Annotated in this window: 14 protein-coding genes; 9 read left to right on the forward strand and 5 right to left on the reverse strand. The window is 63.1% G+C overall.

Annotated elements, in window-relative coordinates; translation table 11 throughout:
* Positions 1 to 33 precede the first annotated feature (33 nt).
* From ABI546_RS01405 to arfB, 8 genes are all read left to right on the forward strand, one after another.
* Entirely contained in the window at positions 34 to 807 is a 774-nt protein-coding gene (locus ABI546_RS01405) for an ABC transporter ATP-binding protein (protein WP_348043355.1), read from the forward strand.
* Between the two features lie 30 nt (positions 808 to 837).
* Positions 838 to 1,740, forward strand: a complete 903-nt coding sequence (locus ABI546_RS01410) for a VOC family protein (RefSeq protein WP_348043357.1) — start codon at positions 838 to 840, stop codon at positions 1,738 to 1,740.
* Between the two features lie 13 nt (positions 1,741 to 1,753).
* On the forward strand, positions 1,754 to 2,647 hold the full coding sequence (locus ABI546_RS01415) for a sugar phosphate isomerase/epimerase family protein (RefSeq protein ID WP_348043515.1): 894 nt from the start codon (positions 1,754 to 1,756) through the stop codon (positions 2,645 to 2,647).
* A 77-nt stretch (positions 2,648 to 2,724) separates the two neighbouring features.
* Positions 2,725 to 3,957, forward strand: a complete 1,233-nt coding sequence (gene pcaB, locus ABI546_RS01420) for a 3-carboxy-cis,cis-muconate cycloisomerase (protein ID WP_348043359.1) — start codon at positions 2,725 to 2,727, stop codon at positions 3,955 to 3,957.
* Positions 3,958 to 3,961: 4 nt separating this feature from the next.
* Positions 3,962 to 4,354, forward strand: coding sequence for a carboxymuconolactone decarboxylase family protein (locus ABI546_RS01425; RefSeq protein ID WP_348043361.1), 393 nt, complete (start codon positions 3,962 to 3,964; stop codon positions 4,352 to 4,354).
* 45 nt (positions 4,355 to 4,399) lie between these two features.
* Complete coding sequence (locus tag ABI546_RS01430; RefSeq protein ID WP_348043363.1) at positions 4,400 to 5,182, forward strand: alpha/beta fold hydrolase; 783 nt, start codon at positions 4,400 to 4,402, stop codon at positions 5,180 to 5,182.
* Between the two features lie 144 nt (positions 5,183 to 5,326).
* Positions 5,327 to 5,776, forward strand: a complete 450-nt coding sequence (aroQ, locus tag ABI546_RS01435; RefSeq protein WP_348043365.1) for a type II 3-dehydroquinate dehydratase — start codon at positions 5,327 to 5,329, stop codon at positions 5,774 to 5,776.
* A 19-nt stretch (positions 5,777 to 5,795) separates the two neighbouring features.
* Positions 5,796 to 6,212, forward strand: a complete 417-nt coding sequence (arfB, locus tag ABI546_RS01440; protein ID WP_348043367.1) for an alternative ribosome rescue aminoacyl-tRNA hydrolase ArfB — start codon at positions 5,796 to 5,798, stop codon at positions 6,210 to 6,212.
* Between the two features lie 24 nt (positions 6,213 to 6,236).
* Here the strand turns inward: arfB and ABI546_RS01445 are convergent, their stop codons facing one another.
* The 3 genes from ABI546_RS01445 to ABI546_RS01455 form a co-directional block, all read right to left on the reverse strand.
* Positions 6,237 to 6,848: a YitT family protein gene (locus tag ABI546_RS01445; protein WP_348043369.1), complete on the reverse strand. Its 612-nt coding sequence runs from the start codon at positions 6,846 to 6,848 to the stop codon at positions 6,237 to 6,239.
* Positions 6,849 to 7,051: 203 nt separating this feature from the next.
* Positions 7,052 to 8,041 (reverse strand): LLM class flavin-dependent oxidoreductase, encoded by a 990-nt coding sequence (locus tag ABI546_RS01450; protein WP_348043371.1) that lies wholly within the window; start codon positions 8,039 to 8,041, stop codon positions 7,052 to 7,054.
* Between the two features lie 216 nt (positions 8,042 to 8,257).
* On the reverse strand, positions 8,258 to 8,659 hold the full coding sequence (locus ABI546_RS01455) for an FKBP-type peptidyl-prolyl cis-trans isomerase (protein WP_348043373.1): 402 nt from the start codon (positions 8,657 to 8,659) through the stop codon (positions 8,258 to 8,260).
* Between the two features lie 167 nt (positions 8,660 to 8,826).
* On the opposite strand from ABI546_RS01455, the gene ABI546_RS01460 reads away from it, so the two are divergent.
* Positions 8,827 to 9,597 carry a transglutaminase family protein gene (locus tag ABI546_RS01460; RefSeq protein ID WP_348043375.1) on the forward strand — a complete coding sequence of 257 codons (771 nt, stop codon included), beginning with the start codon at positions 8,827 to 8,829 and terminating at the stop codon, positions 9,595 to 9,597.
* A 61-nt stretch (positions 9,598 to 9,658) separates the two neighbouring features.
* Here the strand turns inward: ABI546_RS01460 and ABI546_RS01465 are convergent, their stop codons facing one another.
* Positions 9,659 to 10,414, reverse strand: coding sequence for a sulfite exporter TauE/SafE family protein (locus tag ABI546_RS01465; protein ID WP_348043377.1), 756 nt, complete (start codon positions 10,412 to 10,414; stop codon positions 9,659 to 9,661).
* Between the two features lie 12 nt (positions 10,415 to 10,426).
* Positions 10,427 to 13,321, reverse strand: a complete 2,895-nt coding sequence (gene gcvP / locus ABI546_RS01470; RefSeq protein WP_348043379.1) for an aminomethyl-transferring glycine dehydrogenase — start codon at positions 13,319 to 13,321, stop codon at positions 10,427 to 10,429.
* Between the last annotated feature and the right edge of the window lie 54 nt (positions 13,322 to 13,375).

A 13,375-nucleotide genomic window follows, 5' to 3' on the forward strand; every position in this document is an offset into this window, starting at 1 on the left:
TCGATTTGTACCGCTACGACATGGAACACTGACATGACAAACGATATCTGTATTGAATTCGACGACGTGGTGGCGGGTTACAAGGACTTCATGATCCTGAACAACCTGTCGTTCAAGGTGAAGCACGGCTCCATCACCTTGTTGCTGGGGCCAAACGGGGCCGGCAAATCGACGGTGCTCAAGACGCTCTTCGGTTTGCTCAAGCCGCGGCAGGGGCGCATCCTGCTTGACGGCGTGGACATCAGCGGCGCCAGCCAGAAAGAGTTGCTGGCCAGGGGCATTGCGTTTGTGCCTCAGGGGCGCAACCTGTTTGGCCAGTTGACGGTGTTCCAGAACCTGGAGCTGGGCGGCATCACGCTGGGAACGAAAACCACGCATGAGCGGATTCCCGAGGTGCTGGAGCTGTTTCCACGCGTGAAGGAGCGCCTGCATACGCAGGCCTCCGCGCTCTCGGGCGGCGAGCAGAAACAGCTCGAAATCGGCCGGGCCCTGCTGTTGCGACCCAAGGTCCTCCTGATAGATGAGCCCTCGATTGGTTTGTCCCCGATGGTGGTGCAGGATGTTTTCAAGCTTTTACAGAAGCTGGCGGCACAGGGCACGACGGTATTGATGGTGGAACAAAACGTTAAAAGCGCGCTGAAGGTTTCGCATGACGCCATCGCGCTTGAATCAGGTCAGCTGGTGCTGCACAAACCCGCGGCGGAACTGCTGGCTGATCCGAATATCGAACGCCTTTTCCTGGGTGGCGGCCATGTGCCGGGTGCTTCCGTGTCGACCCCCGCCGCACCCGTCACGCTGGCGCCCTGAATTGTTGTTACCTCTCACCGGAGAATGACCATGAGCACCCTTGCGCAGACGCCGGCCGCCGATCGGGAAGCCATCCCTGAAGTGGCCAACCCCCTGGGGCTGGATGGCATTGAGTTCATCGAATACACCACCGCCAAGCCGCAGGCGTTGGGCCAGGTGCTGGAAACGATGGGTTTCCGCCCGGTCGCCCGCCACCGCTCGCGCGAAGTGCTGCTGTACCGGCAGGGCGGCATGAATGTGATTGTCAATGCCCATGTTCCCGCCATGCCTGATGGCGCTGCGCCGACCGACAAGCCGGTGATTGCCGCTGTGGCACTGCGCGTGCGGGACGCAGCGGACGCGTATCACCGTGCGCTGGAGCGGGGTGCCTGGGCTGTGCCTTCACGCGTGGAGGTTATGGAGCTGAACATTCCGGCCATTCATGGCGTGGGAAAAAGCCGCATTTATTTTGTGGACCGTTACGACAAGTTTTCGATTTACGACGTGGACTTTATCCCCATCCCCACGGTCGACCCGCATCCGCCGGCAGTGGCGGGGCTGCATTTCTTCGGCGTTGTCCAGTACATCGGCAATGACCGTACAGAAGACTGGGCCGAGTTTTACCGCGAGCTGTTTGGTTTTACCGACCTGCCCGACGAACAGCGCTTTGGCATCCTGCCGAAGGGACGTATTCTTCGCAGCCCGTGCCCGCCTTCTTCGCGCTTTTATCTCCAGCTGATCGAGCCCGAAGCCAGTGTGCTCGATGTGGAAGGGGAAGAAAGCCTGCAGCGCGTCGGCCTGGGCAGCGCGGACGTGCTGGCCACTGTCGGCGAGCTGCGCAAACGGGGCGTGGAATTCCTCGAGTCACCCGGGGTCCACACCGAGGACCGTGGCGCGCTGACCAAGAGCTGGATGGGCAGCGTGAGTTTTGAGCTGGTCCATGACGTACGCTAAACAGGCGCCAGGCATGAGCCACTACAGCGGCAACATCGACGATTTCGGGATGGACACCATCTCGCTGGCTGGCCCGCTTGAGGCCAAGCTCAGGGCCGTGCGCGAGGCCGGCTTCACCCAGATCATGCTCGCCGCCAAGGACCTTGTGGGCCACCCCGACGGCATGGAGGCGGCGGTGGCAGCGGTGCGTGCAAGCGGTTTGCGCGTCACCGGTTTTCAGGTGTTGCGTGATTTTGAAGGGTTGTCCGGGCATTTGCATGACTACAAGATGGACATCGCCAAGTCGATGCTGGAAATGTGCCATGCGCTCGGCTGCCGGCTGCTGCTGATCTGTTCGTCAACCTCGGTGCACGCCACAGGCGAGACCCAGGCGCTGGTCAAGGACCTGCGCAAGCTCGCGATGCTGGCTATTCCGATGAACATCAAAATCGCCTACGAAGCCTTGTCGTGGGGGCGCACGGTCAATGAGTTTCCCCAGGCCTGGGACATCATTTGTGAAGCCGATATGCCCAACCTCGGTTTGGGCTTTGACTCTTTCCACATGTTTGCGACCAAGACGCCGCTGGAGGAGCTGGACATTCTGGACCCGGACAAGATTTTTCTGGTGCAGCTGGCCGACTTCATGTGGACGGAAATCAAGTCGGTTGAAGAACGCATTGCCACGGCCCGGCATTTCCGCGTGTTTCCCGGCGAAGGCGTGCACAGTGAAGCACTCGCGACACTGGTGACCAAGCTGCATGGCCTGGGTTATCGCGGCGACTACAGCTTTGAAGTTTTTAACGACGATTACCAGCAAATGCCTTTGCCTACTGTGGCCCAGCGCGCGTGGCGTTCGGCCTTGTGGCTGGGGGAAGATGTGCTGCGCCGCTCCGTTCCGCTGCCCAATCAGATCCGGCTGAAAAGGTGAGGCATGCATTGTTTGCGAACACAGCTGCCAAGCCAGACATGCCAACACTTCACTACGCCTGAAAAGAAACCCGTCGCATGAGCAGCATTTTTGAAGGTTTTTTGTCGACACCTGAAGTCCTCGAGGCTTTCAGTGAACGTAACTTCCTCGATGCCATGTTGCGTTTTGAAGCTTCGCTGGCAGGGGCGCAGGCGAAGGCCGGGCTGGTTCCCGAGGCGGCCGCACGCTCCATTGTCGGCACGTGCAAGGTGGACCTGTTCGACGTGGCGAAGATCGTCCGCGAAAGCGGGCGGGCCGGCAGCATTGCGATTCCGCTGGTCAAGGCGCTGAAGGAAACCGTCGGCCTCTTCAACAAGGAAGCCGCCGGGTATGTTCACTTCGGATCGACTTCGCAGGATGTGATCGACACGGCGCTGTCGCTGGTCACCCGCAGCGCGCTGAACCTGATTGAGGCCGACATCCGCAAGGCGGTGGCCGCATTGCTGGTGCTGGCCCGACGCCACGCCGCCGACCCGGTGCTGGCCCGCACGCTGATGCAGCCGGCGTCGGTCACCAGTTTTGGATTGAAGTGCGCGGCATGGGCCGCACCGCTGGCGCGCAGCCTGCAGCGACTGGAGGTAGCCGGACACAACGCCTTGGCGGTGCAGCTCGGCGGAGCCGTGGGAACGCTGGCGCAGATGAACGGCAAAGGCCCGGAAATCATGGCGCATATGGCAGCCGACCTGAAGCTCAAACCTGCCGCATTCGCCTGGCATACCCAGCGCGATGAATGGGTGGCGCTGGGGTGCGAGCTGGGTTTGCTGGTGGGCAGCCTCGGAAAGATCGCCAAAGACATCTCGTTGATGGGCCAGTACGAAGTGGGCGAGCTGGCAGAGCCGGCAGAGCCCGGTCGCGGTGGCTCTTCGGCCATGCCACACAAGCGCAATCCGGTTGCCTGCATGGTGGCGCTGGCCGCTTCGCAGCGCGCGCCGCAGCGCGTCGCCGCTTTGCTGGCGACCATGGGCCAAGAGCATGAGCGCGCCCTGGGAAGCTGGCAGGCCGAGCTGGCCGAATGGCCCGGACTCCTTATGTCGGCGCACGGATCCGTTCGTGCCATGGCTCAGGCACTGCCGGGCTTGCAGGTTGACACGCAGCGCATGCATGCCAACCTCGATACACTGCGCGCCGAACTGCCTGTCGATGCCGCCGACGAATGGTTCAACCCGGCGCTGGCGCAAAATGCCGCGACACTGGCGCATGCTCAGGCGGATGCTGTGGAGGCCCTGTTGGGCCAAATCGATCAAGACCGTACCAAGAACGCCAAGAGGTAAAGCCATGAACGACCACGACAAGGGAATGATTAATCGCCGGCGTGTGCTGGGCGATGCATGGGTTGACCGGTCCATCGCAAAAAGCAATGCCTTCAACGGCGAGTTCCAGGATTTGATCACCCGCTACGCGTGGAATGAAGTCTGGGGCAGGCCGGCGCTCGGTGACAAGACGCGCCGCCTGATGGTGCTGTCGACCATGATTGCGCTGAAGGCCTACGAAGAGTTTGCGATGCATGTGCGCGCAGCACTTGATGGCCCGCCGGAGTCGCGGCTGACGCCGGACGACATCAAGGAAGTCATTTTGCAGGCCGCCATTTATTGCGGCGTTCCGGCAGCGAACCATGCGTTCTCGGTGGCGGGCGATATCCTGCGGGAAAAAGGCCTGCTCACCGCCTGAGAGGGCGCGCACTGCAAGCCCCAATCATTACATCATTTGAAACGCATGAAAAAACCTCATCTGCATTGGATCAGTGAAGGCCAGGGGCCTGTCGTGGTGCTCAGCCACGCATTGGGCTGCGACCTCACGATGTGGGACGGCGTGACAGCTATCCTGAAGCATCGTTACACCGTGCTGCGCCATGACCACCGCGGCCATGGCCAGTCGGAAGCGGTTCCGGGCCCTTACTCACTCGACTTGTTGGCCGATGACGTGGCGGACCTCATCAACGGGCAGGGCGCTGGGCCTGTGCATTTTGTCGGCCTCAGCATGGGCGGCATGACGGCCCAGGCGCTGGCGGCCCGCCATCCGCAATTGCTCAAAAGCATCGTCATTGCCAACGCAGCCATGTTTTATGACGATGCGGCGCGAGCGATGTGGATGGCACGCGTCCATACGGTGCAAACCCAGGGCGTGGCAGCGATATCGGACGGTGCGATGCAGCGCTGGTTCACGCCCGAGTTCAGGGCCGACGAGGCCGGAGGCGGCATGCAGAAGGTCGCGGCGCTGCGCCGGGTGCTTGAAACCACCGATGCCGTTGCCTATGCGGCCAGCTGCGAAGCGGTGTCCCGCATCGACTTTCGCGCCAGCAACGGTGCGGTCCAGTGCCCGGCCCTCGTGATTGCCGGCACGCGAGACGAGGCGACCCCCGTGGCCATGTCTGAAGCAATTTGCGCCAGCATCAAGGGTGCGCAATTGCGCACCTTGCCGGCAGCCCATTTGAGTGCGGTGGAGCAGCCGGAGGAATTTGCCGAGCTGCTGGAGCGCTTTTTCGAAAGCCAGCGCTAGGGCGCTGTTGACGGAAGCCTCCGACAGGCGAGGGAGCGAATCGCTGGGGCGCGTGGGTGAACGGGTAGCGGGCGGCAGGGCCGATAATCGGCCCCAAGCAAACAGCCCACCCATCCTGTCCGAACACCTGGAAAGCCCCTCTTCATGAAAACAGTCCTTGTCCTGAATGGCCCCAACCTCAACTTGCTGGGAACGCGTGAGCCGGCCGTCTACGGTTCGCAAACGCTGGCCGACGTAGAGGCGCTGTGCACCAAGGCCTGCGCGGCCCACGGTTTCAAGCTCGACTTTCGCCAAAGCAACCACGAAGGCGTGATGATTGACGCGATCCATGAAGCCGGGCGAGCCCAGGCTGCAGGCACGCTGGCAGGTATCGTATTGAATGCCGGCGCTTACACCCACACCAGTGTGGCGTTGCACGATGCCATCAAGGGTGCAGGCGTTACGGTGATCGAGCTGCACATCAGCAACGTGCATGCACGCGAGGCCTTCCGCCATCACTCCTATATTTCGCCGGCCGCCAAGGCGGTGATGGCCGGGTTCGGCGTCAAGGGCTACGCACTCGCTATTGCCGGTCTGGCCGAGTTGGCGGCGTGATCCGCCCGCGGCGCTGACCATGGCTGCGCCACCGAAATTTCCCGTTGACGAACGTGAGGTGGAGTTCAGCGCCATCCGCGCGCAAGGTGCGGGTGGGCAAAACGTCAACAAAGTGTCCAGCGCCATTCACCTGCGCTTTGACATTACCGCCTCGTCGCTGCCCGACGCCGTCAAGGAGCGGCTGCTGGCGATGAGCGATAGTCGCATCACGCAGGAGGGCGTGCTGGTGCTCAAGGCCCAGCAGCATCGCACCCAGGAAATGAACCGCAGCGATGCCATGGCCCGCCTGCAGGAAATCGTGGACAGTGTCTCCACCCCGCCCAGGGCGCGGCGTGCAACCAAACCCACTTATGGCTCGAAGCAGCGCCGCCTGGCCGGCAAAAGCCAGCGCTCGGAAATCAAGTCTTCACGGGGCAAGGTAGGCGGTGGCGACTGAGCCCGGCCGGTAGTTCAGGCGCCGTCAGGTCACCGCATAGCGCCCGGGCTTGTGGTTGACCCAGAGGAAAAGGCCCATCAGCACGGCGGCCACTATGGAATACACCACGCGCTCAGGGGGCACGACTGTGAGCGCCATCAGGACCACGACCGAATCAATCGCCATCTGTATCTTGCCGGCGCGCCAGCCGTGTTTTTCCTGCAGGTAGAGCGTCACGATGGTGGCACCGCCCAGGTTTGCCCGGTGCCGGGCCAGGAAGAGGCAACCGGTCCCCAGGAGCAAGCCGCCCACCAGTGCGGCGTACAGCGGGTGGATGTCCGCGATGTCGAGTACCTTGGGCGACCAGTCCGCCAGCAGCGACAGCAAAGCAATTGACAGAAAAGTCTTGAGGGTGAATTCGCGTCCCATGCGCGCCCAGGCGAATCCGTAAAAAGGCAGGTTGACCAGGAAGAACAGTTTGCCAAAACTCACGCCCGTGGCGTAATGCAGCACGAAGGCCACGCCGGCCGTACCACCTGTCAACAAACCCGCCTGATTGAAGATCACCATGGCCAGCGACACAAACAGCGTGCCCGTGAAGATGCCCTGTGCATCGTCAAAAAGGGTATGGCGGTCGGGCGGTGGAAATGGGTCCATGGGGTGCTGGAGTGATTGCCCGCGGGCAGGTCACTTCAGCTGTGCATGATCTGTGCCAGTGGGCAAGTCTGCATTTCGGCGACCAGGGGGTGGCTTGCGGCGCTCGCGTGCCGAAATCGAAGCGATTTAGGGCTCCAGCCCAATAGGGACGTGCGCAAGCAGCTATAAAAACAATAGCGTTACGCGCGGTGCCGGCTTTCTTCCTACAGCCGGTCTCGCACCTGCGCGGTGATCTCCAGTGACCGCCTGGCGATCGCCGGGTCGTAGATGTGGGTGGTCACCATCAATTCGTCGGTCCGTGTCTCTTCGATAAAGCGGCGAAGCTGGTTTTCCACCGTGGCGGGCGAGCCCGCGACGGCATAGCGCAGCATGCGCTGCGCGCCGGCTTTTTCGGCCGGTGACCAGTAGCTTTCCATGTCGTCTATCGGCGGCGGCATCGGTCCGGGCGTGCCGCGCAACAGGTTGGTCATGGCCTGCTGCACCGAGGTGAGCTGGTAGCGTGCCGCCTCATCCGTTTCAGCCGCCACCACATTGGCCACTACCATCGCGTAAGGTGATGCGAGCTGGGCGGAGGGCCTGAAGCCGCTGCGGTACAGGTCGAGTGCCTGCATCAGCATGTCGGGTGCGAAATGCGAAGCAAACGCGAAAGGAAGCCCCAGCATCGCCGCAAGCTGCGCGCCAAAGAGGCTGGAGCCCAGCAGCCATAGCGGCACCTTGAGCCCGGCACCCGGTACAGCCCTGATTTTCTGGCCTGGCTCTACCGGCTCGAAGTAGGCCTGCAGTTCCTTGACGTCCTGCGGGAAGGTGTCTGCATTGTGGGTTGCGTCGCGCCGCAGCGCACGGGCTGTCAGCTGGTCGGTGCCCGGTGCGCGCCCCAACCCGAGGTCGATGCGGCCGGGGTAGAGCGAAGCCAGCGTGCCGAACTGCTCGGCAATCACCAGCGGCGAATGGTTGGGCAGCATCACGCCGCCCGAGCCCACACGAATGGTTTGGGTGCCGCCCGCCACATGGCCAATGACGACCGCGGTGGCGGCACTGGCGATACCGGGGTTGTTGTGATGCTCGGCCAGCCAGAAGCGGTGGTAGCCCAGTTGCTCGGCATGCCGGGCCAGTGCGAGGGTGTTGCGAAAGGCGTCGGCGGCTGTTGCGCCTTTGACGATGGGTGAAAGGTCGAGAACGGAAAAGGGAATCATTGGCGGCCTGCAGAGCTGAGGCCCCTGATGCGAGGCTTGAAACCAGTTTAGGCGCTTCCCGATGGCCGCACGGTGGACAGGGTATAGCGGGCCTGACGTGGTGCTCTAAACGTCGGCGGAGGCCGCGACCTTGCATGAAAGGCCGCGAGCACCGGCCCGGTGGCGCAGTCGCGCGTTTGACCGCCCGCTGCGGGCGGCCAGCTGCTACCGCCCGCCTTATTTTTCGATGGCCAGCAATTCGATGTCGAACGTCAGGGTGGCGTTGGGCGGCACGGCATTGCCGGCGCCGCGCTCGCCGTAGGCTGTGGCCGGCGGGCAGGTCAACGTGGCTTTGCCGCCTACCTTGATTTTTTGCACGCCTTCGGTCCAGCAGGGCACCACCCGGTTCAGCGGAAAGGTGGCCGGGGTGCCGCGTTTGTAGGAGCTGTCAAATTCCTTGCCGTCGGCAAGCGTGCCGCGGTAATGCACCTTGACGGTGTCGGTGGACTTGGGCTGGGCGCCGGTTCCGTCGGTGGTATGGACCACCTTGACCCCGCTGGGCAGGGTCTCGGCGGGGGCTGCGGACAGCGCGGCGGTGGAAAAAGCGAGGACGGCAAATGCCGCGATGAAGGATTTCATGGTGATCATGCTTTCATGGCTAAAGGGGTTATGCAGGGGGGCGTGGCGGGATTATCGCTTCGCCGCTACGGAACGTGCGTTCACCTGGACTGGAGCGGAAACAAAATTCGCCGCAATTCTGCGCCCGGGGTTAGGATGCGTGAACCATTCACTCTGTCGGTGGTTCCATGGTGGCACTTGCCGCACAACTCGATTCGCCTCGCCGGCTGCATCAAAGAGCCAGTGACCGGCCGCAGGACTGGCTTGGAACAACGCCGCTGCTGGACCTGGACGACCCCAAGCTGCGCCTCAAGGCTCGCTCGATTGTCCAGCTGTGCCGTACCGACCGGGCCAAGGCTCTGGCCATCTATCGCTACGTCAAGCGCCTGCCTTATACCAAGCGCGTCAAGTTGCAGTATCCGACCGCCCGCGACGTACTCGAGGCGCGCGGGGGCGACGGCGACGACAAGGCGACGCTGCTGATCGCACTGATGCGCTCTGCCGGCATCCCGGCGCGTGTGCGCTACATGGAGATGCGCGGCGAGATGCTGCGCGGCCTGATCCCCCGGGCCACGCCGGCGGCGCGCCCACTGGCTGAGTTCTGGCTTGGCCATTGGGTGCGCACCGACACCTACATCTTCGATGCCGAATACGTGGCTGCTGCCCGCGAACGCCTGAAAGCGAACGGCTGGGAGTGCGGCTGGGGCATCCACATCAATGCCCAGCTTCTGTGGGACGGAAAGAACGACGCCTTCCTCGGCGGTGTGCCTACCGAGCAGGACCCCATGCTCACGCGGCTTCTGTGTGTGGTGAGCGATCCCCTGGAGCTGGTGTCGGCATCCCTGCGAAGCAACGGGCTGCGTTACCGCCGATCACTGCGGGCGTTGCAATGGAATGCGCTGGCGCCCACCATGATGCGGGCCATTCGCGAGTTGCGGGCCGGCTCCCGTTTCTATTGAGATGAAATGCGCTGCGCCCGACTCCACTTTGTGGCGCCCCAAGTGAACATACGATGATGTCCTAACCCATCCGCCGCAACAACCCCGGCACGGATGACACCAGCATCGCCAGGCCGGAGCAGGTCAGCAGGCTCAGCACCAGCCTGCGAAAGGCCAGGTCACTGATGCCCGTGTAAAGTCGACCGCCCAGCCATGCGGGGATGAGCGCAGCAGGCGCCACGATGGCCAGTATCGGCAGGGTCTGGCGGGTGACCAGGCCGGCGGCGACGTAGCTGGCCATGGTGACGGTCAGCACGGCGAGGTTGAAGTTCTGTATGACGGCGCGCTGGGCACTTTTCTCGTAGCCCCGCAGCGTGCACCACAGTGTGGGAAGGACGCCGCAGAAACCACCCAGCGCACCCATGAACCCGCCGGCAATGCCGACCGTGCCGTCGGCGACGCGGCCGCCATGGTGAATGCGCGGAAGCTTGCCCGAAAAAAGCATAGCCGGGCACCACAGCGCCAGCAACAGGCCGAGAAACAGCTTGAACAGCTGGACGTCAAGCCGCGGCAACAGCAGCAAACCCAGCGGCAGCCCGAGCAGGCCGCCCGCCAGAAAGGGCAGCAGCCGCCTCCAGTCCGTGTTGCGGCTGACCGTGAAGGCCGCCATGACCTGGCCGGTCAGCCCGCCGAATACGGCCATCACAGCCGCCAGCTTTGGGTCTATTGACCAAGCCCAGAAAGACATGGCGACAAGGCTGAAGCCAAAGCCCGACAGGCCCTGGACAAAGCCCGCCGCCGCCGCGCCCGCGACGATCAGGACAATCTGCGTATCCACTCGAGCGCGGTGTCAGGCGTAGTCGCTTACGGGCACGCAGCTGCAAAACAGGTTGCGGTCGCCGTAGACGTTGTCGACCCGGCCCACAGGCGGCCAGTACTTAACCTGCTTGAGTGAGGCCAGCGGGAAGGCGCCTATCTCGCGCGAGTAAGGACGGTCCCAGTCGGCGCCCATCAGGCTGGCTGCGGTGTGCGGCGCATGTTTGAGCGGGTTGTTGTCTTGCGGCCATTGCCCGGCTTCCACTTTGCGGATCTCTTCGCGGATGGCGATCATCGCGTCGATGAAACGGTCCAGCTCGGCCAGGGTTTCGCTTTCGGTGGGCTCCACCATCAAGGTGCCGGGCACGGGGAAGCTGAGTGTCGGCGCGTGAAAGCCGTAGTCCATCAGGCGCTTGGCCACGTCTTCGGCGCTAACGCCGCTGGTGTCTTTCAGTGGACGCAAATCGAGAATGCACTCGTGCGCCACATGGCCGTTTTCGCTGGCGTAGAGCGTGGGGTAGTGGTCCTTCAGGCGCGAGCTGATGTAGTTGGCGCTCAGGATGGCGACTTCGGTTGCCTGCGTCAGGCCTTCGGGGCCCATCATGCGGCAGTACATCCAGCTGATGGGCAGCACGGCCGCATTGCCCAGAGGCGCAGCCGAGACGGCTCCCACGCCATTGACGGGAATGCCCGCCGTGGCATGGCCCGGGAGGTAAGGCACCAGGTCGGCCACAACGCAGACCGGGCCCACGCCTGGGCCGCCGCCGCCGTGCGGGATGCAGAAGGTCTTGTGCAGGTTCAGGTGGCTCACGTCGCCGCCGAACTCGCCCGGTGCGGCCACGCCGACCAGCGCGTTCATGTTGGCGCCGTCAACGTAAACACGTCCGCCGTGGCTGTGCACCATCGCGCAGAGTTCCTTCACCTGCGTTTCAAACACGCCGTGCGTGCTGGGGTAGGTGATCATCACGCAGGCCAGGTTGGCGCTGTGCTTTTCGCACTTGGCCTTGAGGTCAGCCATGTCGACATTGCCTTGTGCGTCGCAGGCGGTGACGACAACGGTCATCCCCACCATCTGCGCGCTGGCCGGGTTGGTACCGTGCGCCGAAGAGGGGATCAGGCAGATGTTGCGGTGGCCCTGGCCCTTGGCTTCGTGGAAGGCCTTGATGACCAACAGACCGGCGTACTCCCCCTGCGAGCCGGCGTTGGGCTGCAGGCTGATGCCGGCGTAGCCGGTGGCCTGGCACAGCCAGTCGCGAAGTTGCTTGTCGAGTTCGGCATAGCCCAGCAGTTGCTCGGCGGGCGCAAACGGGTGAATGTTGGCGAACTCCGGCCAGGTGATGGGAATCATCTCGCTGGTGGCGTTGAGCTTCATGGTGCAACTACCTAGCGGGATCATGCTGCGGTCGAGTGCGAGGTCTTTGTCGCTCAGCATGCGGATGTAGCGCAGCATGCCGGTTTCGGAGTGGTGAGTGTTGAACACCGGGTGCGACAGGAAGGTGCTGGTGCGGCGCAGGTCGGCGGGGATCAGCGACTCAACGCCTTTTTCGAAGGCGCTGACCACGGGCACGGTCTGGCCGGACTTGGCAAAGAAGGACCAGAGCAGCTCGATGTCCTTGCGGCTGGTGGTTTCGTCCAGCGACACGCCGAGGTGATTATTCAAGCGATATCGCAGGTTAGCCCCCGCAGAGCGTGCGCGAGCAGCTATCAAATTAGTAGCATCACCGGTTCTCACCGTGACGGAATCAAAGGCGCCCGTGTTGGTGATGTCATAGCCCAGCTCCTGCAGGCCGCGCACAAAGATGGCTGTGTAGGCCGCCACACGCTCGGCGATGCGCTTGAGGCCTTGCGGGCCGTGGTAGACCGCGTACATGCTGGCGATCACGGCGGGCAGCACTTGCGCAGTGCAGATGTTGGAGGTGGCTTTTTCGCGGCGGATGTGCTGCTCACGGGTTTGCAGCGCAAGGCGGTAGGTCGGGCTGCCGTGGCTGTCGATGGTGACGCCAACCAGGCGGCCGGGCAGCGAGCGCTTGAATTCGTCGCGACATGCGAGGTAAGCCGCATGCGGCCCGCCGTTGCCCATGGGCATGCCAAAGCGCTGGGTGTTGCCCAGCACGATGTCGGCGTCCCATTCGCCGGGCGGAGTGAGCAGCGTAAGGGCCAGCAGATCGGCCGCGACGCACAGGGCCGCGCCATCGGCATGCGCCTGGCCGGCCAGTGGGCGCAGGTCATGGATGCTGCCGGTGGTGGCGGGGTATTGCGCGAGCACGCCAAAGTAGTTGCCTTCAGCCATCAGCTGCGGCACCGTAACGGCGGCTGTGCTGACTTTCACCTCGATGCCCAGCGGCTTGGCGCGGGTCTGGATCACTTCAATGGTTTGCGGATGGCAGTCACCGGCCACGATGAAGACATTGCTTTTGCTTTTCACGCTGCGCTTGGCCAGCGTCATCGCTTCGGCGGCGGCGGTGGCTTCGTCGAGCATGGAGGCGTTGGCGATCGGCATGCCGGTCAGGTCGCACACCATGGTCTGGAAGTTGATCAGCGCTTCCATGCGGCCCTGCGAAATCTCGGCCTGGTAAGGCGTGTAGGCGGTGTACCAAGCGGGGTTCTCGAGGATGTTCCGCAGGATCACGCCCGGCGTGTAGGTGCCGTAATAGCCCTGGCCGATGAAGTTTTTGAACACCTGGTTCTTGGCCGCGATGGCTTTCAGCTGCTTAAGTGCAAAAGCCTCCGTGACAGGGGCCGGAATGGCCATGGGCGTGCGGCGCGCAATCGAGCGCGGAACGATGCCTTCCACCAATGCGCGGCGCGAGGCCGATCCCACGATGCTGAGCATGTGGACTTCGTCGGTATCGTCAATGCCGATGTGGCGGGCAATGAATTCGGAAGGATTTTCAAGATCGCCCAGGGGCTTGGCGGATTGCATCAACATGTCGGGTCCCGTGTCAGGCTTGGCAGCCAGGAGTCAGAAAAAAGTCGGCCGGAA

This window comes from Polaromonas sp. (assembly GCF_039932935.1).
In the GTDB taxonomy this organism is placed as follows: Bacteria; Pseudomonadota; Gammaproteobacteria; order Burkholderiales; family Burkholderiaceae_C; genus Polaromonas.

Coding starts and splice junctions, on each gene's coding strand:
- ABI546_RS01405 (WP_348043355.1), top strand. CDS start 34: ATGACAAACGATATCTGTATTGAATTCGACGACGTGGTGGCGGGTTAC.
- ABI546_RS01410 (WP_348043357.1), top strand. CDS start 838: ATGAGCACCCTTGCGCAGACGCCGGCCGCCGATCGGGAAGCCATCCCT.
- ABI546_RS01415 (WP_348043515.1), top strand. CDS start 1,754: ATGAGCCACTACAGCGGCAACATCGACGATTTCGGGATGGACACCATC.
- pcaB (WP_348043359.1), top strand. CDS start 2,725: ATGAGCAGCATTTTTGAAGGTTTTTTGTCGACACCTGAAGTCCTCGAG.
- ABI546_RS01425 (WP_348043361.1), top strand. CDS start 3,962: ATGAACGACCACGACAAGGGAATGATTAATCGCCGGCGTGTGCTGGGC.
- ABI546_RS01430 (WP_348043363.1), top strand. CDS start 4,400: ATGAAAAAACCTCATCTGCATTGGATCAGTGAAGGCCAGGGGCCTGTC.
- aroQ (WP_348043365.1), top strand. CDS start 5,327: ATGAAAACAGTCCTTGTCCTGAATGGCCCCAACCTCAACTTGCTGGGA.
- arfB (WP_348043367.1), top strand. CDS start 5,796: ATGGCTGCGCCACCGAAATTTCCCGTTGACGAACGTGAGGTGGAGTTC.
- ABI546_RS01445 (WP_348043369.1), bottom strand. CDS start 6,848: ATGGACCCATTTCCACCGCCCGACCGCCATACCCTTTTTGACGATGCA.
- ABI546_RS01450 (WP_348043371.1), bottom strand. CDS start 8,041: ATGATTCCCTTTTCCGTTCTCGACCTTTCACCCATCGTCAAAGGCGCA.
- ABI546_RS01455 (WP_348043373.1), bottom strand. CDS start 8,659: ATGAAATCCTTCATCGCGGCATTTGCCGTCCTCGCTTTTTCCACCGCC.
- ABI546_RS01460 (WP_348043375.1), top strand. CDS start 8,827: ATGGTGGCACTTGCCGCACAACTCGATTCGCCTCGCCGGCTGCATCAA.
- gcvP (WP_348043379.1), bottom strand. CDS start 13,321: ATGTTGATGCAATCCGCCAAGCCCCTGGGCGATCTTGAAAATCCTTCC.